The organism is Pseudoalteromonas sp. BSi20495 (assembly GCF_000241185.1).
Lineage (GTDB): Bacteria > Pseudomonadota > Gammaproteobacteria > Enterobacterales > Alteromonadaceae > Pseudoalteromonas > Pseudoalteromonas fuliginea.
Map to the genome: position 1 here is coordinate 32,147 of NZ_BADY01000016.1, position 23,673 is coordinate 55,819.

The following is a 23,673-nucleotide window of genomic DNA, read 5'->3' on the forward strand; positions in this document are numbered from 1 at the left end:
ATTATCTGATGGCTTTTTTAACTTCTCGCCAATCAATTATTTTAAAGTTTTGTGGTTGCTGCGGCATTCGATTATAACCATCTTGTACTATTAAAATACCCTCAGGGTAACCTGGTAAAGGTTTTGCTGTAACAGTTAGTCCATCGGTTTCTGATGTGCCATCAATACCTGAGTTTAAATCAGCAATAACGCTAAATTTACCACTAAATTTGAGTGATGGCACTTCAGTGTTTTGAGTTATATTACCTATTTCGTATAACACATAGCTATTATCGCCTTGACTTGAAACAACTAAATAACGTGCGTTATCTGCATGATAAATTTCCATCCCTTCTACATCATCAACTAATTGCTTATTAATGTGTTGTAGCATGATAGGTGTTGTTCCGGTGCTTGGCTCCGCACCTATAAACCAAATACCGGCATCTTCTTCGCCTACAAATAATTGTCCTAGTTCATCATCTGCACTACAGCCTTCTGGCTGGCTTGGAAGGTTAAACTCGCGAACAAGTTTGCCTGTTATTTTTTCGTTATTCTCACTGATTTTATATTGCTGATACAGCCCCGATTTATCATTTACAAAAACATAGTTCCCCGTATTTGACGAGTACATACATAAGCCATAAATTTCATCAAGATTGGTAGGAATATCAGCAATGTACTTCACATTATTATTAGCTTGTACTGTAAATACACTAATACCGTTAAGTGTTCGATTACTGGCTGTTATTAATGTATTGGTACTGTTTTTAATGGTGCTATTTTGTCGTAGGTCCACGTTATTTAAACGACCAACTTCAAGTGACTGTTCAAGCTTGCCATTTAGGCTATATACCATTAGTCCACGACGTTTATCAGTGCCTAAAATAAGGCTGTTTTCAGCATCACTAGGGTTTACCCAAATAGCAGGATCGTCGGCGGCATCACCAAATGCGTTTACAGGTGTAGTTTGTGCATTTGCATGTATTTGCGTTATGTTTTGCCTATTTTTTTGAACCGCTATTTTTTTCACGGATAGTTGGCTTTGCATATAAGCCCCAGTCGTATCATTATAAATAACCGCAGTCGCTGTATTATTACTGGTGTACTTGATAGCGGCTGATTCAGGGTTTAAATTAGTATTTAACCTCCAGTGTTTTAATTTATTACTAATTGGGTTATAAGCATATAGGAGGCTATTTTCAGTGCTTGTAAACCATATCATGCCATCACTTGAGGCAAAGAGAGCGCCAAGTTCATTTTTTAGTTCGCCAAAGGGTGCAACAAGCGCAATTGGTTTTTTATCAGCTTGCGATTCAGCATTTGCATTTATAGCCCAAATCCCCACGTTGGATTCGCTAATAAACAACGTGCTTGTAATATCACTTACAGCACAACCCGCAGCTTCACTTACGCCAGGGAATTCTCGTATACTGACATTGACGGGCTGATTTTTAGCTGTATCAAAAATAGCCGTTTCGGTAATTAAGCCGCGAACATCGGCTATAAATGCAGTAACTGTCTGCGTGATATTATTAGCAAATAAACAAACTGTGTCGGGCTGAGCCTGTGGTGATATGATTCGGGTTAGCTCAGATAACTGCCATGTTTTATTTACATGTTGAAGTTTAAAAATAGCTACATTGTCTTGGTTGTTATCAATACTCGCCACTAAAAAAGCGTTGCTTGATAAAGCCCTAACTGAAAGAGATTCAAAATTTCCGGGCGCAATTATTTGGTTTGTATCTGTTTGGCTATTTACAAGTACTAGCCCTTTGCTTTCACTTGCTAATAACCAATTATTATTGCTTAGCCACGCGCCTTGTGAGCCTTGCATATTTTGATTTGGACCAAGCTCTACAGTGCTAACTATTTGCTTCTCAATGCTTATATTCTCACTTACAGCACCGTTACTACAGGCGGTTATGGCACTAATCATTAAACAGCTAGCAAGTAAGCTAAGTGTTTTATTTAATCTAAAATTCATAATGGTTCCTTTACTGAACACAGCGTTATATTTTCTCAGTCTCTTCTAAAAAATCATGAAGCGAGTGTTGTAATAAATAGCTTTTCTTTATTAAAAATCATGCTTTATAGATTTTGGGCCAGCTGACCTTTTTGATTGAAATTTATTCTATCTATGGTCTATTTAATCGCGGTGCGAGGCTTGTAACCTAGAAGGTTTAGTAAAAGCTGAGCAAAGCTGCTTCGCCCCTAGTCTAAATCCGTCTTTCAAGTTGCTTCTGATTCTAATATAGAAATATCTAATTTATTGTTAACGTTAAAATCTGCATTGATTTTTGGCATGACGAGCAAACTAAAGTTATTTTATGACGTAAATGTGACAGGGGTTACTTTAAACATATACTGTGAGCTGTGTTTTACTGTTATGAAAGGCTTTATGAGCTACTAGCACTCCTTATAAAGTGAGGTTTTTTGTGTGGTGTAAGATGGTTTTGAAAATGGTGATCATCTTGCTGTCATATAGTTGAGCTAATATGACCCTGCTGGCAAATATAGATATGAGTTAGCATAAAAATAGGCTCTACAAAGAGAAGATATAATTAATGAGATTTAACCCATTTACCAGCCACCGATTATTAGTTAATTGTATTATTGCGATGTTTTTCAGTGCCTGCTTTTTAAGCGCTTACCTAGGTGTACTTAAAACGTATGCTGATATTCAATGGCTAGATATTATGGGCGAGGGCGGTATTGTACTCATGGCTCTGGTATGGATCACGGTGTTATTAATTTCAAGGCCCCCCAGTAAAGTAACAACTTATTTAGTGATTGGCGTAGGGTTGTTTATGTTCTCAGCTACTTTAGATTTACTCGATGAGTGGTTAATGCACCCAGCACACAAATGGCTAAGTTGGATTGAGTCATTACCAGCCCCTGTAGGCATGCTACTAACTAGCTTGGGGTTGTATTATTGGCATCAAGAGCAATATGTATTAAATCGCCAATTACGCCGCCGTGAAGCTAACTTGCGTGAACACAGTAAAGTTTGTTCTGTAACAGGGCTTTATAAAGCGCAGTACTTAGATTTAGCCATAAAAAATCAGCTTTTAAGCACACAGCCTTTGTGGATCGGTGCTATTGATATACGCGACTTCTCGCATTTTAATAGCGAATTTGGTTTTAAAGAAGGCGATAGGTTACTGCGTGAGGTGAGCGAGTTATTGCTAATGAACTGCCGGCTAAGTGATGTTGTGTGCAGGTATGCAGGAGACTGCTTTATGGTGTTAATGCCAGAAACCACAGAACAACAAGCAAAAGAGCTTATGATGCAAATTAAAGGGGCATTGAGGTATTGCGCATTTAAAGTGGAAGGCTCAAAAAAAGCAAAGTTTCAGCATGTAACAACTGCTCTAATTCAAGGTAATGAACGTAATTATACAGGTACATTAACAAGCCAATTGCATAGCCAGTTACAACAAAAAAAGCACCAACAAAAAGTAGCGCAACGTGCACACCTTTGTTAATCAAGATGATAAGTTTGTAAGTGCACAAGGGCTTATAATTGCGATTGTTGAATTAACACAAAGTCGAGGTATTGAACTTCATAAACTACTGCGTGGTACGGGAATATTTGAGCAAGATTTATTTAACTTTCAACATGCGTTTAGTTTATCTCAGCAGGTGCGTTTACTAGCACAATTTAAACTGTTAATGAAAAGTACCGACAGTGGTTTTTTACTTGGTAGCCAACTAATAAATGATACGCGAGTTGAAGTACAAGCGCTTATGTACAGTGCTGATTTAGGGCAAGTACTAAAGCAATTAGCGCATTTAAGAATGCAGTTAGCGCCTTTATTATTTAGCCAAACATACATTAAAAGCGGGCAATATTATATTTATTTACAACCTGCTCATGGACTCAATGAAGAGCTGCACCACTACGTATTAGAAATATACAGCACCGCTTTTTATAGTTTACTCAAACGAGTAAGCGAAAGTTACCCGCATTGTCAGTTTGACTTTGCTTTTAAGCGCCCTCGGCATATTCAAGAGTACGAACAAAATTTAGGGCTAAAGATAAGTTTTGATAGGCCATGTACTCGCTGGGTATTAAATAAAGCCATGTTAAGGGCTAAGAACCCGTGCGCTAGTCAATTACGATTTATGCAAGCGCAGTCTCAATTACATAATAAAAATTTAGTTAGCATGACTTTTATTGAAGCTGTTTGTAGGTATTTATACTCTCACCCAAGTGCTAATTTAGAGTGTACCGCAAAGCACTTTGCTATGAGTTCAGCTACATTTAAACGAAAACTGAAAATTAACGGAGTAGGCTTTTCAGCGCTAATTGACGAGCAAAACAAACACAAAGCAATTTACCTACTTACCTTACGTGCTAAATGTAATGAACAAGTTGCTGAGCGTCTAGCATTTTATGACATCCCAAATTTTCGGCGTGCTTTTAAGCGTTGGACAGGTTTAACGCCAAGTCAGCTAAAAACGCAGTAAATTACTCTGTTTTTAGTTCCATAGAGTGAAGTAACGTACGTGCATTTAAATGCAAGTTTGCATCTTCTGAATTTGAGGTGTTAGTGAGCCAAATCACATCGCCCTGTTTATTTATAAATAATGTAGTAGGCGTACCTCTGATCCCTAACTTTTTAGCTATCGCATCAGCCTTTATTGCTGTTTTAAAAGTATAACCTCTGTCGCTAAGAGCTTTGGCGGGAGCAGCATCTTCATCTTCTTTAAAACTAACTGCAATGACCTTTAAGCCCATATCATCAATTTTTTGAAGTGCCGGTTGCAGCTTTTTACAGTATGGGCACCAAGTGGCCCAAAAATGTAAAATATAAGGCTGGCCTAGTAAATCGTGGGTATTAATTATAGAACCGTCGGCCATTTGTAAATTTAATGTAGGTAATTTAGGGTGGATGGTATTTGTTATTTCCTGTTGCGCATGTGCTGTAAAGCTTAACAAAATGAGTGTGATGGCGATAAATAACTGTTTCATAGTATTTTCGTTTTTATTGTATGTATTAAATAAGAACGAGAATTTAACATTTTTATTTCACACTAAAAGCGAGCGGCTTGCTCAACAACAATAGCGTGGCGTTTAGCAAGACGAAGATGGTCTTTATCATAACCTCCACCTATTACTGTAGCAACGGGTATGCTGTGTTCAAGGCAGCGTTTTAACACTAAATGGTCGCGTTTAATTATACCATCCCAGCTAATGTCTAATTTACCCAAACCATCGCCTTGCCAAATATCAACGCCAGCATCGTAAAGTACCAAGCTCGGATTTAACTCTTTGAGTAAGTAACTTAAGGTTTCATCCACTATAGCGAGGTATTCGTCGTCTTTCATATTGTCGGTTAAGCCAATGTCTAAATCGCTAGCAGATTTTCTAAACGGAAAATTTTTTTCACAATGGATAGAACAAGTATAAGCGTATGCCTGATGCTGTAACATGGCCGCAGTGCCATCACCTTGGTGCACGTCTAAATCAAAAATAAGTACGTTAGTTACTTCACCCGATTCAATTAAAGTTTGCGTGGTAAAGGCAAGGTCGTTAACCATGCAGTAGCCTGAGCCAAAATCGGTATGTGCGTGGTGTGTCCCACCAGCAAGGTGACATGCTATGCCATGTTTTAGCGCTAAACGAGCCGTTTGTAATGTGCCTTGAGGGGCTGTAAATGTGCGCGCCATGAGCTTTTTTGACCAAGGTAGGCCAATGCGGCGCATGGCTTTTTCATCTAAGCGGTTGTTCCACAAATCGTGTATGTAATTTTCGCAGTGTATTAGCTCAAGTGGCGCTGGCGTGCCTAATATTGGCTCAACTAGGTTATCGCCAATCAAACCAAGCTCTTCAACATGCTGATATAAATGTGCAAACTTACTCATTGCAAAACGATGCTTTGGATCAAAGCTAAACGAATAGTTAGGATGATACACCAAAGGTAAATGTGGATTTAAAGTCATGTATTCACACGTTGAAAAATTTGCCCTATGGTAATCAACTAATCTAAATGAGTCTATTATTGTGCGTCGTGAATCAGCATAGTGAGTTCGCGATGCAGCAGCTCGTCATCGGCTAAATTTAATTCAATTAATCGCTTTAGATAAGTAATGCTATCTATATCAATATGACGGCACTTTAAACCGATGTGATCTGCTTCTATATGACACACAACTACTTCCATTTTTATTTCTATGTCGCTTTGAGGGAGTGTAAAACGCAGTATTGCATCGTTATTGGTGCAGCCTGTCAAAGCATCGCATTTGTTAATCAATGCGCCATGTAGAGATATATCAAGCAATTTACATGGGTATTGATGATCATTAAAAATTACCTGTGCATCGGTTGAAAATAATACACGAGAAAACTGACGACGATTTTGCATATCCTAATTTAGCCTTATTGTTTTTATAATAAATTAATCATAGCGGGTAATTCTCTACATGCTAGAAAATAAGTGCTTAGAATGCTGGTGGCATAAAAAAGCCCCGTATAAATGCAGGGCTTAGTGTTACTGTAATAAATTAGCTTCAGTGAAGATTAGCCAATTTTTTTGTACTTAATACGTTTAGGTTGAGCTGCTGCCGCACCGAGTGTCTTTTTAAGCCACTCTTCGTATTCAGTATAGTTACCATCAAAGAAGTTAATTTGACCTTCGTCGCGGTAATCTAAAATGTGCGTAGCAATACGGTCAAGGAACCAACGGTCATGCGAGATACACATTACACAACCAGGGAACTCTAAAATAGCGTTCTCTAGTGCGCGTAGTGTTTCAACGTCCAAGTCATTGGTTGGCTCATCGAGTAGTAACACATTGCCGCCAGCTTTTAATAACTTAGCAAGGTGTAAACGGTTACGCTCACCACCTGATAGGTCTTTAACAAACTTTTGCTGATCGTTACCTTTAAAGTTAAAGCGACTTACATACGCTCGGCTTGGAAACTCAAAGTTACCAATTTTTAATACGTCTTGACCGTCTGATATTTCTTGGAAAACAGTTTTGCTTTCATCCATACCGTCGCGGAACTGATCAACAGTAGCTAGGTGTACTGTTTCACCAACGCTGATACTACCGCTGTCTTGTTCTTGCTCACCGCTTATCATTTTAAACAGCGTTGATTTACCCGCGCCATTCGCACCAATAATGCCCACAATGGCACCTTTTGGCATGCTAAAGCTTAAATCGTCAATTAAAACGCGATCGCCAAAACTCTTACGAAGATTAGTTACTTCAAGCACTTGGTCGCCTAAACGTGGGCCAGGTGGAATAAACATTTCGTTAGTTTCGTTACGCTTTTGGTAATCAGACTGCTGCATTTCAGTAAACTGAGCCATACGTGCTTTTGACTTAGCTTGACGACCTTTAGGGTTTGAACGAACCCATTCAAGTTCTTGCGCAATTGATTTTTGACGTGCTTTTTCAGATTTTTGTTCTTGCTGTAAGCGCGCATCTTTTTGTTCAAGCCAAGAAGAGTAATTACCTTCCCATGGAATACCTTCACCACGGTCAAGCTCTAATATCCAGCCAGCTACATTATCAAGGAAGTAACGGTCATGCGTTACTGCCACAACAGTGCCTTCGTAATCGTGTAAGAAGCGCTCTAACCATGCAACCGACTCAGCATCCAAGTGGTTAGTTGGTTCATCGAGAATAAGCATGTCTGGTTTTTCAAGTAATAATCGACATATAGCAACACGACGACGCTCACCACCTGAAAGGTGCTCAATTTTAGCATCCCATTCTGGTAGGCGAAGTGCATCAGCAGCACGCTCTAAAACGTTATCAATGTTGTGACCATCGTGCGCCTGAATAACCGCTTCAAGCTCGCCTTGCTCTTTTGCAAGTGCATCAAAGTCAGCACCTTCCATGGCGTATTCGTTATACACTTCGTCAAGGCGTTTAAGTGCGTGTTTAACTTCGCCAACAGCTTCTTCGACAATTTCGCGCACTGTTTTGCTTCCGTCCAGTACTGGCTCTTGCGGCAAGTAACCAATTTTTGTACCAGGCTGAGGATGTGCTTCACCTTCAAAATCTTGGTCAACACCGGCCATAATGCGTAGTAACGTAGATTTACCAGAACCGTTTAAACCAAGCACACCAATTTTAGCGCCAGGAAAAAAGTGCAACGAAATATCCTTTAAGATAGTGCGCTTAGGTGGCACAACCTTAGATACTCGACTCATCGAGAATATAAATTTATCAGGTAAAACCATTAAAGGAGCCTTCAAATAATAATAAAAATTTCAATGTTGTATTGTAGTGGCTCTCAGGTGAAACAGTCAACGAATGGCGTAGTTTTTCAAAAATAAGTAGGCTGTAAGAAAGTGTAGTAAATTGTTTTATATTGTATTGATCAATTGTATGGGTATTTAAATAACTGCATAGTGTTAACAGTTGTTTAGAAGAAAAATATAATGAATAAGTTTAACTCTAACTTGATTTGCGTTTTCTTGAAAGCGCACATCTTAATTTTAGAGCTGCAATTTGGTTTCACTTTTGTTGTAACACAACTTGAATTTTTATATTGAGCGTTTAGGCGTTTATAGAAGGTATTTAAAATATCACCAGATACTAAACTAAAGGAATAATTATGAAATTAAAATGGCTTGTATCCCTAAGCGTAAGCGCAATAATTTTGGGAGGGTACTCAGTTGCGAGTAACGCTGAGATAATGCGAGTGAATGGACCTTATCAAGGGCTCGGTTTAGGCTCTACCGAATTCGATGTTTACGAAGGGTATAGCCTGCAGTTTACAACGATTTATACTCAAGTAGGTTATCAGTTTTCACCATATTTTGCACTAGAAGGGCGTTTGGGTATTGGTTTAAATGAGGAGCCAACGCCATTAAATGGGGATGTTTATACTCAAGAACCATTAACAGGAAAAATTACTTCCGAACCTGTACATACTCAAGTTGGTTCCGGCTTACAATTACAAACAAGCATATTTTTAAAAGCTAATTACCCAGTTTCTTCCCGAGTTGGTGTATTTTTATTTGCAGGATACGCTAGAAATAAGTTGAGCTATAACGATGATTACAGCCGTTTTGCAAAAGAAGTTATTGGCTCAAACACAAATCAGTTTCTCATTACAGAGGAAAACTACGATAAAGATGGCAAAACATTTGGGGCGGGGGTTGATTACATGTTAAACCAACGCTGGCAGGCAAGTGCAGAATACCAGTATTTTGATGCAATTGAAGGTAATATCTATGCTCTTAACTTTTCTATAAATTATCGTTTTTAAAACCGCATGCGCTACTGACTCTGGTAGCGCAACTCAAAAAGTATTACTTAATAATTTTAAGTGCTTCTATAAATTTCGTTTACTATCTTAAAGTTCATTTAGACATCTATACATCTAGAGGTTGATATTTTTGGCATTCTGTTCATAATAAGGGCTAATTAACTCTCGGTTTTTATGAGCAGGAGCTTTAAGAATGCCAATTACAGTAAAAGACGAGTTGCCAGCAATTGCACGTTTACGTCAAGAAAACGTATTTGTAATGCCAAAAACACGTGCAAAAACGCAAGAAATACGCCCAATGCGTTTGGCTATTTTAAACTTAATGCCTAATAAAGTAGAAACCGAAGTTCAGTTTATTCGTTTACTTGCCAATTCGCCTTTGCAAGTAAACGTAGAACTACTGCGCCTCGATACTCACCGCAGTAGCAGCAATTCAGAAGAGCACCTTGATACCTTTTACCGTTATTTTTCTGAGGTTAAAGACAACAATTACGACGCATTAATAGTAACCGGTGCGCCACTTGCGCATTTAGAATACGACGATGTAGCGTATTGGGATGAGCTAAAAGTCATTATTGATTGGGCTGAGCAACACGTTACCTCTACGTTATTTTCGTGTTGGGCAGCGCATGCAGCGTTATATCACCGTTACAATTTAAAGCGCGATTTAAAAGACGATAAACTGTGTGGCGTATTTACTCACCAGTGTTACTTTGATCACGGTGCACTGACTCGCGGATTCGACGATACCTTTTTGGTACCGCACTCACGCTACGGCCATATTGATATAAATAAAATAAACGCCTGTGATGAGTTAGTAGTACTGGCTGGTTCTGAGCGAGTAGGGGCTTACTTACTTAAAAATAAATCGGGTAGCCAAGTATTTATAACTGGCCACCCTGAGTACGACGCCGACTCGCTAAAAGCAGAATACGAGCGCGATTGTAAAAAAAGCCCTGATGCACCAAAACCCGAAAATTACTTCCCGGATGATGATGCAACCAAACAACCTTCAAAAACGTGGCAAAGCCATGCTTTTTTACTTTTTTCGAACTGGTTAAATTACTACGTGTACCAAACCACACCGTATGATATTAATTTAGTTAGCCAAGACGTGAGGACTAACAACTATGCCGAATAACGCGCCTACAAATAATAAGCAAGCCGAAATAAGTGCCGCATTAAAAGAACGCATTTTAATTTTAGATGGCGCTATGGGCACCATGATCCAAGATCATAAGCTAGAAGAAGAAGACTATCGCGCAGAGCGTTTTAAAGACTGGCATGTATTAATTAAAGGCAATAACGATTTATTAAGCCTAACCAAGCCCGATTTAATCACCGATATTCATCGTGGTTTTTTATCAGCGGGCGCCGATATTATCGAAACCAACACGTTTAATTCGACCACTATTTCGATGGAAGATTATGACATGGCAAACCTAAGCCGTGAAATAAACCTAGAGTCGGCTAAATTAGCACGCGCAATTTGCGATGAATTTACGGCTAAAACGCCAGAAAAACCACGCTATGTAGCCGGTGTTTTAGGGCCGACATCTAAAACGTGTTCAATTTCGCCAGACGTAAACGATCCGGGTTACCGAAATGTCACCTTTGATAAGCTAGTTACTGCGTATATTGAATCAACCCTTGCATTAATGGAAGGCGGCGCCGATTTAATACTAATCGAAACTATATTTGACACGCTTAATGCAAAAGCTGCCTCGTTTGGCGTAGAAGAAGCCTTTGAGCAGGCAGGGCGTAAATTACCAGTTATGATTTCGGGGACTATTACCGACGCCTCTGGCCGTACGCTTTCGGGGCAAACAACTGAAGCATTTTATAACTCTATTCGCCATATTAAGCCTATTTCGATTGGTTTAAACTGTGCGCTTGGCCCTGATTTACTGCGCCAATACGTAGAAGAGTTGTCGCGCGTGTGCGAAACCTTTACGTCGGTACACCCTAATGCGGGCTTGCCTAATGAGTTTGGTGAATACGACTTAGAAGCGCCTGAAATGGCAACCGAAATTATCGATTGGGGTAAATCGGGCTTTATTAATATAGTAGGCGGATGTTGTGGCACCACGCCTGCGCATATTCGTGCTTTTGCAAAAGGTTTAGCTGGCGTTAAACCACGCCAACTCCCCGAGCTTGAAGTACGCATGCGTTTATCAGGCCTTGAAGCCTGTAACTTAAATTAAGGAGCCAGCATGACCCAACAAATAGCAGTATTTACTAATGTCGGCGAACGTACCAATGTAACCGGTTCTGCCATGTTTAAACGTTTAATCATGGAAGAAGACTTTGAAGCCGCGCTAACAGTGGCCCGCGAACAAGTAGAAAACGGCGCACAGGTTATTGATATAAACATGGACGAAGCCATGTTGGATTCAAAAGCCGCTATGGTTAAGTTTTTAAACTTAATAGCCTCAGAGCCTGATATTTCACGCGTACCCATTATGGTCGACTCCTCTAAATGGGAAGTAATAGAAGCAGGCCTAAAGTGTATTCAAGGTAAGGCTATTGTTAATTCTATATCGCTAAAAGAGGGCGAAGAGCCGTTTATTCGCCAAGCTAAAATAATAAAACGCTTTGGTGCAGCTGCCGTTGTAATGGCATTTGATACCGACGGACAAGCCGACACGGCAGACCGTAAGTTCGCAATATGTGCGCGCAGTTATAAAATATTGGTAGAAGACATTGGCTTTGCGCCAGAAGATATTATATTCGACCCTAATATATTTGCCGTAGCCACCGGTATAGAAGAGCACGATAACTACGCCGTAGAATTTATTGAAGGCACACGCCGCATTAAACAAAACTTACCGCACTGTAAAGTGTCGGGCGGTGTATCAAATGTATCGTTTTCGTTTAGGGGTAATAACCCCGTACGTGAAGCTATTCACTCGGTATTTTTATACCACGCCATAAAAGCGGGTATGGACATGGGTATTGTAAATGCAGGGCAACTAGCCGTTTACGATGATATACCAGAAGAACTACGTAAAGCAGTTACAGACGTAATACTTAACACCGACCCAGGCGCAGGCGAGCGTTTAGTAGAGCTTGCACCAAAATACTCTGGTATGGCACAAGCCGAGCGAGTAGAAGATTTAGAGTGGCGCACATGGCCTGTTGCAAAACGCCTTGAGCACGCGCTTGTAAAAGGTATTACTACCTTTATAGATGAAGATACCGAAGAGTGCCGCGCTGCTGCCGATAAACCTATTCACGTAATTGAAGGGCCGTTAATGGATGGCATGAACGTGGTAGGTGATTTATTTGGCGCAGGTAAAATGTTTTTACCACAAGTGGTTAAATCGGCGCGCGTAATGAAACGAGCCGTAGCCTACCTAGACCCATTTATTGAAGCCGAAAAAGAAGAAGGCTCAACCAATGGTAAAATAGTGATGGCGACCGTAAAAGGCGACGTACACGACATAGGTAAAAATATTGTAGGCGTGGTACTACAGTGTAATAACTACGAAGTTATTGATTTAGGCGTAATGGTACCTGCCGATAAAATACTGCAAACCGCCATCGACGAAAAAGCCGATATTATTGGTTTATCGGGCTTAATTACCCCATCGCTTGACGAAATGGTGCACGTAGCAAAAGAAATGAAACGCCGTAGTTTTGAACTGCCGCTACTTATTGGTGGTGCAACTACCTCTAAAGCGCACACCGCAGTAAAAATTGAGCCGCAATATGACAAAGGCGTTGTGTATGTAAATAACGCAAGCCGTGCAGTTGGTGTGGTTTCAAACTTATTATCAAAAGACATTAAACCTGACTTTTTAGCTAAAACTAAAGCTGAATATGTAAAAGTACGCGAGCAACAAGCGCGTAAAAAACCACGCTCTAAGCCTGTTACAATCCAGCGCGCACGCGATAACGCAGCAAAGCTTGATTGGGATAACTACACACCACCAGTGCCTAAAAAGCTGGGCGTGACCGAGTTTAAAAATGTATCAATTGCTACTTTGCGTAAATACATAGATTGGACGCCATACTTTATGACGTGGTCAATTGCCGGTAAATACCCGCGCATAATGGACGATGAAGTAGTAGGCGAGCAAGCGCAAAGCTTATTTAAAGACGCTAACGATATGTTAGACGACCTTGAAAAAGCAGGCAGTTTGCAACCACTTGGCGTAATTGGTTTATTCCCTGCAAACCGCGTGGGTGATGACATAGAAATATACACCGACGAAACACGCAAAGAAGTATTAACTACTTCGTGCCATTTACGTCAGCAAACCGAAAAAACCGACTTTGCTAATTATTGCCTAGCCGACTACATAGCACCAAAAGGCACGCCTGATTACTTTGGCGCGTTTGCAGTAACGGGCGGCCTAGAAGAAGACGACTTAGCAAATGCGTTTGACGCGCAGCAAGACGACTACAACAAAATAATGGTTAAAGCCGTTGCCGATAGGCTCGCCGAAGCGTTTGCAGAATACCTACACGAAAAAGTACGTAAAGAGTATTGGGGGTTTGCACCAGACGAAAACCTAGCAAACGATGAGCTAATACGCGAAAACTACCAAGGTATTCGCCCTGCGCCAGGTTACCCTGCGTGCCCAGAGCACACTGAGAAAAAGAAAATTTGGCAGTTGCTCGATACCGAAAAACGCATTGGTATGCAGCTAACTAGCTCGTACGCCATGTGGCCAGGTGCTGCTGTTTCAGGTTGGTACTTCTCACACCCTGAGGCTAAATACTACGCCGTAGCCGCAGTACAACGCGATCAAGTAGAAGACTACGCTAAACGAACCAATATGACGCTTGAAGAGGCTGAAAGATGGCTATCGCCTAATTTGGGGTATGATCCGGAGTAAAAGAGAGGTGGTCAGTTTTTAGCTGTCAGCTATCAGTAAAATAAAAACGAGCCCAATTAGGCTCGTTTTTATTTTCAGATTAGGATTAATTACTAATGGTATTAACAATTAGTAATCGTTATATCTACTTTACTTAATATCAAGTAGTTGTTTGCATATAGATAAGTTAGTGTGACTATTAAATTTATACTAAGTAATTGGATTTTTTTGAATGGAGCTTCAGTGAAAAAAGAAGATGGTATATCTAAGTATAAGTTAAATAAAATTGCAGTGGAGTCTTTGAGAAACACTATCCGCTTACATTTCGACTCGGTGCTACTTTACAATAACGGATCTTATCCAAGTGCACTACAACTCTCAATATTAGCTTTAGAGGAGTTTTCAAAAGCCCATTGGGTTGATCATTACATATGGTCATCTGAAACGAATGAAGGCTACCCAAATGCTGCTGAAGAGCTAGATTGGTTAAAAGGTTTATACGGTCATCCAAAGAAGCAGTGGAACTTTGTTGCAAGGGAAGTTGAGGATTATTCTCCAAACTTTATTTCAGTTATTCAAAGCCGTGAATTAGAAAGTAAAAAACAAAACTCAGTTTATGTTGGTTTACCTAGAATTAAGGGAAAGATTGATATTGATAGTAAAATCTCTACTCCATGGCAAATTAAACAAAAAGATGCAAAGCAGCTCATTTCAATAATTAATGATGAATTAATTCGAATCATTACAAGAATTGAAGACGAGGAGTTTTATTTTGAAGGTGGAAAAGGTATGGATGAAGTTTTTGATTATGAAATATATAAAAAGCTTTTAAAGTGGCCTCATAAAAGTGGATTGAAAAATAAAAGCTGGAGACAAAAAAATAGAGAGTGACACTGATAAAATCTCAAGGACTATTAATGAAGTATCTAAATTACATATTACTTTGCCTATCCCTACTTTTTACATCTAGAACATTTGCTCTTGAGCAAAAGTATCACGAGAGTGTTCTACCTGTTATTGCTGCCTTTAAAACGCATGATAAAACTGCGATTGCAGCACTTATTCGCTACCCGCTAAAACGACGATATCCCATACCTGACATTAAAAATGGAGCTGAGTTTATTAACCGCTTTGATGAGGTTTTTAATGATGAGTTAGTAGCCGTTATTGTCAGTTCAAACATTAATACTGATTGGGAGAAAGTAGGTTGGCGCGGCATTATGCTAAATAACGGCGTTATGTGGGTAGATACCGAAGGTAAAATTATTGCTGTAAATACACAAAATACTAAAGAGCAGGCACTTGCTAAAAGCTTAATCGAACAAGGTAAGCAATCCTTGCACGCAAATATTAATACTTTTGAAAAACCAGTACTCGATTGGAAAACAGCTAAATACCATATTCGTGTTGATGATTTAGGCGAACATAATTTTTGGTATGCAGTTTGGGGTATTAATAAAAAGCTTAGTGATAAGCCCAGCATGGCTTTATTAAATGGCGATATTACGTTTGAGGGTAGCGGTGGGAATTACCATTATACTTTTAAAAATTGTCGCTATAGTTATGTGCTACAAGTAGCCATTATTGGCTGCTATTACATCACTGCCGGTTGGCTTTAGGTCTTAAAGACGTGAGTAGTTGTTATCGCAAGATGATGCAGAAGCTGCTATTAGAGGTATGTAACCTGAACTCTGGATAATAAATCTAAATATCATTATGGTTCAATATATTAGTAAATCTCTTAACCAGAACTCAGGCTATGTGACAATTTTATTATTAAGCTCTAGCTTTAACAAATGCTGCTATTGCTTCGTCTTTACAATGCTTAAAGAAACAATCTTGAAACCGTGAGCCGCCAATAGCTTGTTTAATAAGGTCGGGGTCTATCGATTCAAGTGCCTTGAGATAATCTTTAGCTATATCTACTTTTAATTGACTTAAAATACCAGCGTTAGTCACTTGAGATTCTTTACGATCAGCTGGATAACCTTGACCTTTTTCACCTGTAAATGCTTTTTCGAAAATGTATTTTATATTTAGCTCAGCACCCCACCCAAAACCTTTTGCATACGGTAAAGCCAGTGCATTACCATTGTTTATTTGTGCAAATAGATATGCATCAGAAGGGTCAATACAATAACCACATGCAACACCCGGAAAAGCATTGCTAGCCATAAGTGCACCTTGGCCTGTGCCACAACCTGTTACAACAAAGTCCACAGCTTTAGAGTTAAGCAATAGGCTGGCGATAATTCCTAGGTGGATATATGTTAATCTATGGTCGTTGTCACCATCCATGCCAACATTAAATACCTGATGATCTTGGGCTTTGGCCACAGTATTAAGTTGCTCAAGTACAATAGGGTTTTTTGCTGCTTGACTAAATTCATTCATTAATGCGATTTTCATAGATTTTACCAAATTAATTAATATTAAATTTATTCTACATTCAATTGCCACCGGTGGCAATTGTGGGTTGTCAGAACAGTAATTTATCCATTATAAAGTTTTGGATAGCTACAGTGATGCACTACTTTAGTTAAAATGCTTATAAATTAATAACCTTTCTCAACTCATTTACTTTTTTTGGTTTAGCGTATTGTTGCTCAATTTTACCAACAAGCTGTTTACGGCTACCTAAATTTTATCTAAATTGTGGTTAGTTGGTTGTCCTATTTTTACTAACGTTCTAATAATTAGTATTTTTATAAAATAGATCTAAGTGATAGGCTAAAAGTAGTAAGTATAAAATAGTAAGTAATTAAAAATAGTTCTCGCGCAACAAGGGACCCTCCTGTAAAGCGCTTTGCCAAGGAGTTTAGTATGATCACGCTTACCATTAATGGTAATAAACATGAGTTTTCTGGCGATCCGTCAACGCCAGTATTATGGTATCTCCGAGACGAATTGAATTTAACTGGGCCTAAATTTGGCTGTGGTATGGCGCAGTGTGGTGCGTGTACTGTGCATATTGATGGGGTAGCTCAGCGCTCGTGTGTATTGCCTGTAGCGGCAGTAGCGGGTCTTTCAATTACGACAATTGAAGGGCTAAGCGAGCAGGGCGACCATCCAGTGCAACAAGCATGGGTTGAGCATAAAGTACCGCAGTGTGGTTTTTGCCAGTGCGGCCAAATAATGCAAGCTGCAAGCTTATTAGCTGCAAACCCAACCCCAACCGACGATGAAATAGTAAGTAATATGTCGGGTAATATTTGCCGTTGTGGTACCTACCCGCGTATTCATAAAGCAATTAAATCAGCCGCTAAAACAATGGCGAGTGTTCAATATTTTGACCCAAATGAACAAGGGGAAGAAGTATGAGCCAAGATAACAAATACTTTGATTTAAACCGCCGCAAGTTTTTAAAAACCAGTGCAATAGGTGCGTTAGTACTCGGTACTTATTTTGTAGGCAGTGCGCCAAGAGCGATTGCGGGTGTGTTAGAGCAGCCATCAGAGCAAGCAAAACGCGCAAACTTATTTATTGCACTGCGCCCAGACGGCATGGTTGAAATAACGTGCCATCGCTCTGAAATGGGTCAGCAAATTCGCACCGCGATTGCACAAATAGTTGCCGATGAAATGGAAGCCGCGTGGGATAAGGTTATTGTTATTCAGGGTAAGGGCGACCCTAAATACGGCGATCAAAATACCGATGGTTCGCGCAGTATTCGATACAACATGCAGCGCCTGCGCGAAATGGGCGCAAGTGTACGTTACATGATGCAGCATGCTGCCGCTAAGTTTTGGAAAGTTGACCCGCAAACTTGTACTGCTAATCAACACGTTGTTACACACAGCTCAGGTAAATCGCTTACTTATAAAGATTTAATCGACTTAGCGCTTACAATAACGCCACCAGAAGCAGACAAACTAACGCTTAAAACACGCAAAGAATGGCGTTACATTAATATCGGCATGGCGCACATAGATTTAGCCGATTTAGTAACAGGCAAAGCTATATTTGCAGCCGATGTACGCGAACCACAAGCGCTGGTGGCTATAATTGAACGCCCGCCGGTAGTAGGCGGTGTTGTTAAGTCATTTGATGCCAGTGCTACAAAAGCGATAAACGGCGTTGTAGATGTTATTGAAATACCTGCACCAAAAGGCGCGCCGCAGTTTCAGCCAAAAGGTGGCATTGCGATTATAGCTAAAAACACATGGGCTGCATGGCAAGGGCGTAAAGCATTAAAAGTCGTGTGGGATGATGGCAAAAATGGCGATTACAATTCAGAAGAATTTAAAAAGTCATTATTACAAACAGTACAAACTCCACAGGCAAACATACGTGATAAAGGCGATGCTATGGGCGTGTTGGCTAAATCGAGCAATAAATTGGTAGCTGATTATTACGCACCGCATCTTGCTCAAGCACCAATGGAGCCGCCTTGTGCAACAGCTATGTACAACAAAGACAGTGTTGATATATGGGCTGCTACGCAAAATCCACAAGCCGATATGAAAACAGTGGCGGCAATGCTTGGCATGGATGAGAGCAAAATTAATGTTCACGTTACCATGTTAGGAGGCGGTTTTGGGCGTAAGTCAAAACCTGACTTTTCAGCAGAAGCAGCGTACCTTTCAATGAAAGTAGGCAAACCTATTCGTGTGCAATGGACGCGTGAAGACGACATACAACATGGTTTTTACCATGCGGTTTCGGCTCAGCACATTGAAGCATCGCTAGATAAAAATGGCGCTATAGAATCTTATTTACACCGCACCGCGTTTTCACCGATCACCTCTACCTTTTCAGAAGGGGCGACTACGCCAGGAAGCTTTGAACTGCGCTTAGGATTTACCGATAACCCTATTAACACACCTAATATGAAGTTAGAAAACGGTGATGCGCCTGCTAAAGCACGAATTGGTTGGATGCGTTCTGTATCAAATATTTTTCATGCCTTTGCTATTCAGTCATTTATTGGTGAAGCAGCGCACAAAGCCGGTCGCGACCAAAAAGACTATTTACTAGATACCATAGGTCCAAGCCGTATTGTTGATGTAACAGAGCAAAATGCTACATACGATAATTACGGTGGTGATAAAGCGGTTTATCCTTTAGATATTGGCAGACTGCGCCATGTTATTGAAAAAGTGGCTGACATGAGTAAATGGGGTCGAGAACTTCCTAAAGGACGAGGTTTAGGCATAGCAGCACACAGAAGCTTTTTAACTTACGTAGCTACGGTAGTTGAAGTAGAAGTGTCGGATGCTGGCGATTTAAACGTAATTAAATCGTGGGTTGCCATTGATGCGGGTACGGTTGTAAACACCGACACCGTTAAAAACCAAACCCAAGGTGGTTCTATTTATGGGATTACAACTGCAATCAGCGATGGTATTACCTTTGATAAAGGCCGCGTGCAGCAAAGTAACTTTCATGATTATCGCGTACCGCGTATGAGCGACTCACCTCTTGAGATTGAAGTTGAAATTATACAAAGTGATGCACCACCAGCAGGGGTAGGCGAGCCGTCTACACCAGTTTATGCGCCAGCATTATGTAATGCTATTTTTGCAGCGTGTGGAAAGCGTATTAGGCAGTTACCAATAGGTGACCAGCTAAAAGCGTAACTAAATAACCTATAGCTTAAACAAAAAAACCGCCAAAATGGCGGTTTTTTTAGAAGTTAGCGATTAGTGAGTTTTTTCAAACTCATCAACTTCACGCTCTGCTTCTTCTTTAGATTTACCGTATTGCTGTTGAATTTTACCAACTAGCTCTGTACGGCTACCTTCAATTTTGTCTAAATCGTCGTTGGTAAGATCGCCCCATTTTTGTTGAGCCTTACCTTTAAGTTCGTTCCAATTACCTTTCATACGATCGCTGTTCATAAGTTTCTCCTTACTTAGATTTAATTAACGTTCAGTATAAAAGGAGCAAGGCGTGTACCAATAAGTTAAATTTTTATTTTGCATTTATAATCATGGTGTTATGTTTTTATTGAGGCAGTAATGATTAATGTTGTGAGCACATCCTTAAAAAATGTACAGAGCGGTCTGTAATTATTTCTGATTATGTAACCCTTTAATAAATCCTTTATAACCACATAGCTTTAGCGGCGCGTTTATTTTTGGTTTTTGTTACAATGCACGCAAAGCAATTTTGGGTAAATAGCAGTGCTGCCGGTTCAAGACATATATCAACAACTCGTTACTACATTACAAAGTAATCCTATTACGTTATTACAAGCACCGCCTGGTGCGGGTAAATCTACGTGGTTGCCGCTACAGCTTATGCGCGACGGGCATTTTAAACGTATTGTAATGCTAGAGCCTCGCCGTTTAGCTGCACGTAATATTGCCAGTTACCTAGCAAAGTGCCAAAACGAGAGTGTTGGGCAAAGTGTGGGCCTGCGGATTAGAGGCGAGAGTAAAGTAAGCGTTAATACGCGCCTCGAAATAGTTACCGAAGGCATGCTAACGCGCATACTGCAAAACGACCCCGAATTAAGCGATGTTGATTTACTGATATTTGATGAATTTCATGAACGTTCAATTGCAGCAGATACCTCACTTGCCTTTGCGCTTGAAACCCAAAGTGCGCTACGTGAAGATTTAACCATTATGCTTATGTCGGCAACGCTTGATACAGAGCGTTACACTGCGTTTTTTGACTGCCCTGTAATTCAATCAAGCGGTCGCAGCTATCCAATAGACGAAGTATACATACCCATAAAAGATGAAAGTCGCTGGCTTGATGCAATTCCTAACATAATAAAACAAGCACTTAATGAGCAAACAGGCAGCGCATTGGTATTTTTACCAGGGCAGTTTGAGATACTACGCGTGCAACAAGCACTAAGCGATTTACCAAGTAACTGCCAAGTTGCAACGCTATTTGGCGAGCAAGATAAAGCTAATCAGCAAACTGCTATTGCTCCTGCACCAAACGGCATGCGCAAAGTAGTGCTTACCACCAATGTAGCCGAAACCAGTTTAACTATTGAAGGTATACGCATTGTAATTGACAGCGGCAAGCGCCGTGCAGCCACCTTTAATTTAAAAACAGGTGTTACTGAACTCACAACACAAAGCATATCGCGCTCGTCTGCTGTGCAGCGTGCAGGGCGTGCAGGACGAATAGAGCCGGGCATTGTTTATCGAATTGGCTCAAAGCAAACCTTTGAGAGACGTAATAGCCACGACAATCCCGAAATACTCACATCAGACATAAGCCAACTTATGCTTGAGGCAAAGCAATGGGGAGCCAGTATTGATGAGCTAACCTTGCTCGATAAGCCCACTGAGCAGCAATGCGAACAAGCAAGTAACCTGCTTAACATGCTAGAAGCTATTAATAGCAAAGGTAAGCTCACACCGCTTGGCAGTAAAATGTTAGGTTTTGGTGCTGATATTCGTTTGGCGCATATGCTATTAAAAGCACAAATACTTGATAACCAACTCCCTGGTATTTTTAGGCTCGCTATTTATTTAGTGGCATTACTTGAGAGCCGAGTAAACAGTGCAAACGAGTTGAGTTTAGCGCTGCATAGCCAACAGCAACGTCCGCATCCGGTATTTAAACAACAGTTAAAATATTGGCAAAGCCGTTTAAAAGTAAAAGACGAAAACAGCGAATTAAATACGCATTATATAAGTTTGCTGGTGGCATTGGCATACCCCGATCGTATTGCTAAAAAACGTGGTAATGGTTATTTACTTGCCAATGGTGCTGGTGCTGAGTTAAATGCCGATTACTGGCACAACGACGATTACTTAGCCATAGCAACCATGGGCGGGCACAAAGGCGGGCGTATATTTGCAGCCACCGCGCTTAACCCATTTGAGTTACAAGAATTTTTACCGCATTTATTTAGTGAACTTACTCGTTGTGAGTTTGATGAAAAATCAGCGCGCTTTATTCATCAAGATGAAGTAAAGCTCGGGGCTATAACGCTCAGCAGCCAGCCTAGTAAACAAAAACTAGATAAGAGCGAGCGTGCTAAAGCGTGGCTTAGCTTATTTGCTAAACACGGTTTTGCTTTATTTAACGAGCAACCTGATGCGCAACAATTGCTGATACGTATGAGCCTAGCAAGTAATTTAATGCCCGATAAATTCCCGCAAATAAACGAGCAACAACTTATTCAAAATGCAGCGCAGTGGCTAGGCGTGTTTTTAGAAGATATTAAAACGCTCACGCAGCTTAAAAAGTTTAACTACTTTGAAGTATTACAAAACTGTTTTGATTGGCAACAACAAACCGCGTTAAAAGCATTGTTACCACTGCGCTTAACGGTACCAAGTGGCTCAAATATAAAAATAGAATACCAGCTTGATGGCCCCGCAAAGCTAAGCGTGCGTATGCAAGAGGTTTACGGCTTGACCAGTACGCCTATGCTTGCCAACGGTAAGCTGTCACTGCTTATGGAGTTGCTATCGCCAGGTAAACGCTCATTGCAACTTACTCAAGATTTAGCCCACTTTTGGGCTAGCAGTTACCGCGATGTGCAAAAGGAAATGAAAGGCCGCTACCCTAAGCACTTTTGGCCAGACGACCCAGCCAACAGCGTTGCAACTAATAGAGTAAAGAGCAAAATGTAGGTGTTAATTCACTTAAAACTGATTTTGTTTGATTATTGAACTTACTAAGGTAATGTACCTATAAAATATTTTTAGCTACAGGGAATAAGTGATGAAGCTACTTTTAACGTTAGGTTTGGCTTTAGTAACTGCTTTTTCGGCGAATGCTGAAAAGCCACTCGACTTAAATGCGTTTGCGCAGCAGTACTATAAAACAATGACCGCTACACAAGCACCTAACGCAGGTGCTAAAGAGCTTGAGGCTTACCTTGCATTGTTAACCGATGATATTGGCAATCAGCACATTCCGTATCAACCGGATGACTCACGTACTCCAGATGGTAAAAAGCAGATGCGCAAAGGTATGAGTTTTTACTTAGGTGCACACACGTTGTTTGAAAGCACACTGCTTAATACATTTGTGTTTAACGATACAGGCTTTGCTATTCGTTATAAGAGTCATGCAAAGGGCATTCACCCGCAAAGTAAGCAGCCAATAGAATACACCTCCACAATGATGGAAGTAATAGAAGTTGAAAACGGCAAGGTGGCGATGATCCGCAAATACCATGAATAATACTTAAAGTCTTATAAGCATTTTTATTAATTACTTTTTTGGATGGTAGTTAATTTATGTAAAAGCGTCGTATACAGCTAAATACAGAGCATCGGCGTGATCTAGGTTTTTAAAATAGCCTAATTTCACTTGGCTTTTATTACCAAAAATAGGCGCTGTTTCCTTATTCAATCGCCTTGCTAAGCCTTCCATTAATTCACCTTCTTTACCAATGCCAATATAAACCGATTGAGGAAACGATTGTGGATCAAAAGGGCTATTTAGTAATTCATTATCGGCCCACCATAAGCTTGAGCTAATTATTACGTAATAATTAAAAGTTGCAGAGTGATTAAATAAAATACCGCTCGAAAGTAGACCACCTAATGATTGACCAATTAAAGTATTTGTTGAGTTGGTACGGTATGTTTTATTAATCAGTGGGCGAAGCTTGTCGTTTATAAAACTAATAAAAAGGTGCTATTAAAAATATCTTTTTCGTTCAATCTATTTAACCGACTGGTTTAACATTAATTGTGCAGTAATTAAG

Annotated in this window: 20 protein-coding genes and 1 pseudogene; 12 read left to right on the forward strand and 9 right to left on the reverse strand. The window is 40.2% G+C overall.

Going from position 1 to position 23,673, the window contains the following annotated elements; all coding sequences use genetic code 11:
- Nucleotide 1: 1 nt before the first annotated feature.
- Nucleotides 2–1,966, reverse strand: coding sequence for a phytase (locus P20495_RS17670; RefSeq protein ID WP_008133969.1), 1,965 nt, complete (start codon nucleotides 1,964–1,966; stop codon nucleotides 2–4).
- A 580-nt stretch (nucleotides 1,967–2,546) separates the two neighbouring features.
- Here P20495_RS17670 and P20495_RS17665 point away from each other — a divergent pair.
- Nucleotides 2,547–3,467, forward strand: a complete 921-nt coding sequence (locus P20495_RS17665; RefSeq protein ID WP_008133971.1) for a GGDEF domain-containing protein — start codon at nucleotides 2,547–2,549, stop codon at nucleotides 3,465–3,467.
- Nucleotides 3,451–4,452, forward strand: coding sequence for an AraC family transcriptional regulator (locus P20495_RS17660; protein ID WP_007376151.1), 1,002 nt, complete (start codon nucleotides 3,451–3,453; stop codon nucleotides 4,450–4,452). The genes P20495_RS17665 and P20495_RS17660 overlap by 17 nt, the downstream gene beginning before the upstream one ends.
- 1 nt (nucleotide 4,453) lies before the next feature.
- Here the strand turns inward: P20495_RS17660 and P20495_RS17655 are convergent, their stop codons facing one another.
- The 4 genes from P20495_RS17655 to ettA form a co-directional block, all read right to left on the reverse strand.
- The gene (locus tag P20495_RS17655) at nucleotides 4,454–4,957 is read right to left on the reverse strand and encodes a TlpA disulfide reductase family protein (RefSeq protein WP_008133972.1); all 504 of its coding nucleotides are present in this window, start codon (nucleotides 4,955–4,957) and stop codon (nucleotides 4,454–4,456) included.
- A gap of 62 nt (nucleotides 4,958–5,019) precedes the next feature.
- Complete coding sequence (locus tag P20495_RS17650; protein WP_008133973.1) at nucleotides 5,020–5,928, reverse strand: histone deacetylase; 909 nt, start codon at nucleotides 5,926–5,928, stop codon at nucleotides 5,020–5,022.
- Between the two features lie 56 nt (nucleotides 5,929–5,984).
- Nucleotides 5,985–6,350 carry a PilZ domain-containing protein gene (locus P20495_RS17645; RefSeq protein WP_008133974.1) on the reverse strand — a complete coding sequence of 122 codons (366 nt, stop codon included), beginning with the start codon at nucleotides 6,348–6,350 and terminating at the stop codon, nucleotides 5,985–5,987.
- Nucleotides 6,351–6,505: 155 nt separating this feature from the next.
- Nucleotides 6,506–8,179, reverse strand: coding sequence for an energy-dependent translational throttle protein EttA (gene ettA, locus P20495_RS17640; RefSeq protein ID WP_033015003.1), 1,674 nt, complete (start codon nucleotides 8,177–8,179; stop codon nucleotides 6,506–6,508).
- Between the two features lie 377 nt (nucleotides 8,180–8,556).
- Here ettA and P20495_RS17635 point away from each other — a divergent pair, with 377 nt between their 5' ends.
- The 6 genes from P20495_RS17635 (at nucleotide 8,557) to P20495_RS17610 (ending at nucleotide 15,655) form a co-directional block, all read left to right on the forward strand.
- Nucleotides 8,557–9,213 (forward strand): outer membrane beta-barrel protein, encoded by a 657-nt coding sequence (locus P20495_RS17635; protein ID WP_008133978.1) that lies wholly within the window; start codon nucleotides 8,557–8,559, stop codon nucleotides 9,211–9,213.
- Between the two features lie 193 nt (nucleotides 9,214–9,406).
- Entirely contained in the window at nucleotides 9,407–10,354 is a 948-nt protein-coding gene (gene metA / locus P20495_RS17630) for a homoserine O-succinyltransferase (protein ID WP_008133980.1), read from the forward strand.
- Entirely contained in the window at nucleotides 10,344–11,417 is a 1,074-nt protein-coding gene (locus P20495_RS17625) for a homocysteine S-methyltransferase family protein (protein ID WP_008133982.1), read from the forward strand. The genes metA and P20495_RS17625 overlap by 11 nt, the downstream gene beginning before the upstream one ends.
- Before the next feature lie 9 nt (nucleotides 11,418–11,426).
- Entirely contained in the window at nucleotides 11,427–14,057 is a 2,631-nt protein-coding gene (metH, locus tag P20495_RS17620) for a methionine synthase (protein WP_008133983.1), read from the forward strand.
- Between the two features lie 222 nt (nucleotides 14,058–14,279).
- Nucleotides 14,280–14,927 (forward strand): AbiV family abortive infection protein, encoded by a 648-nt coding sequence (locus P20495_RS17615; protein WP_008133984.1) that lies wholly within the window; start codon nucleotides 14,280–14,282, stop codon nucleotides 14,925–14,927.
- Between the two features lie 26 nt (nucleotides 14,928–14,953).
- Nucleotides 14,954–15,655 (forward strand): hypothetical protein, encoded by a 702-nt coding sequence (locus P20495_RS17610; RefSeq protein ID WP_008133985.1) that lies wholly within the window; start codon nucleotides 14,954–14,956, stop codon nucleotides 15,653–15,655.
- A gap of 157 nt (nucleotides 15,656–15,812) precedes the next feature.
- On the opposite strand, the gene P20495_RS17605 is transcribed toward P20495_RS17610, so the two are convergent.
- Nucleotides 15,813–16,445 (reverse strand): RpiB/LacA/LacB family sugar-phosphate isomerase, encoded by a 633-nt coding sequence (locus P20495_RS17605; protein WP_007376162.1) that lies wholly within the window; start codon nucleotides 16,443–16,445, stop codon nucleotides 15,813–15,815.
- A 414-nt stretch (nucleotides 16,446–16,859) separates the two neighbouring features.
- Here P20495_RS17605 and P20495_RS17600 point away from each other — a divergent pair, with 414 nt between their 5' ends.
- Nucleotides 16,860–17,357 carry a (2Fe-2S)-binding protein gene (locus tag P20495_RS17600; RefSeq protein WP_008133986.1) on the forward strand — a complete coding sequence of 166 codons (498 nt, stop codon included), beginning with the start codon at nucleotides 16,860–16,862 and terminating at the stop codon, nucleotides 17,355–17,357.
- A complete protein-coding gene (locus P20495_RS17595) occupies nucleotides 17,354–19,615 on the forward strand; it encodes a xanthine dehydrogenase family protein molybdopterin-binding subunit (RefSeq protein WP_008133987.1) in 2,262 nt (753 codons plus the stop codon). The genes P20495_RS17600 and P20495_RS17595 overlap by 4 nt, the downstream gene beginning before the upstream one ends.
- 63 nt (nucleotides 19,616–19,678) lie before the next feature.
- Here the strand turns inward: P20495_RS17595 and P20495_RS17590 are convergent, their stop codons facing one another.
- On the reverse strand, nucleotides 19,679–19,876 hold the full coding sequence (locus P20495_RS17590) for a CsbD family protein (protein ID WP_008132353.1): 198 nt from the start codon (nucleotides 19,874–19,876) through the stop codon (nucleotides 19,679–19,681).
- Between the two features lie 285 nt (nucleotides 19,877–20,161).
- Here P20495_RS17590 and hrpB point away from each other — a divergent pair, with 285 nt between their 5' ends.
- Both hrpB and P20495_RS17580 read left to right on the forward strand, forming a co-directional pair.
- Nucleotides 20,162–22,588: an ATP-dependent helicase HrpB gene (gene hrpB / locus P20495_RS17585; RefSeq protein ID WP_008133989.1), complete on the forward strand. Its 2,427-nt coding sequence runs from the start codon at nucleotides 20,162–20,164 to the stop codon at nucleotides 22,586–22,588.
- A 91-nt stretch (nucleotides 22,589–22,679) separates the two neighbouring features.
- Nucleotides 22,680–23,144: a nuclear transport factor 2 family protein gene (locus P20495_RS17580; protein ID WP_008133992.1), complete on the forward strand. Its 465-nt coding sequence runs from the start codon at nucleotides 22,680–22,682 to the stop codon at nucleotides 23,142–23,144.
- A 54-nt stretch (nucleotides 23,145–23,198) separates the two neighbouring features.
- Here the strand turns inward: P20495_RS17580 and P20495_RS22270 are convergent, their stop codons facing one another.
- Together P20495_RS22270 and P20495_RS22755 are read right to left on the reverse strand one after the other, a co-directional pair.
- Nucleotides 23,199–23,336, reverse strand: a complete 138-nt coding sequence (locus P20495_RS22270) for a hypothetical protein (RefSeq protein WP_008133994.1) — start codon at nucleotides 23,334–23,336, stop codon at nucleotides 23,199–23,201.
- Between the two features lie 15 nt (nucleotides 23,337–23,351).
- Nucleotides 23,352–23,594, reverse strand: a pseudogene (locus P20495_RS22755) (alpha/beta hydrolase-fold protein); the annotation flags it as partial.
- Between the last annotated feature and the right edge of the window lie 79 nt (nucleotides 23,595–23,673).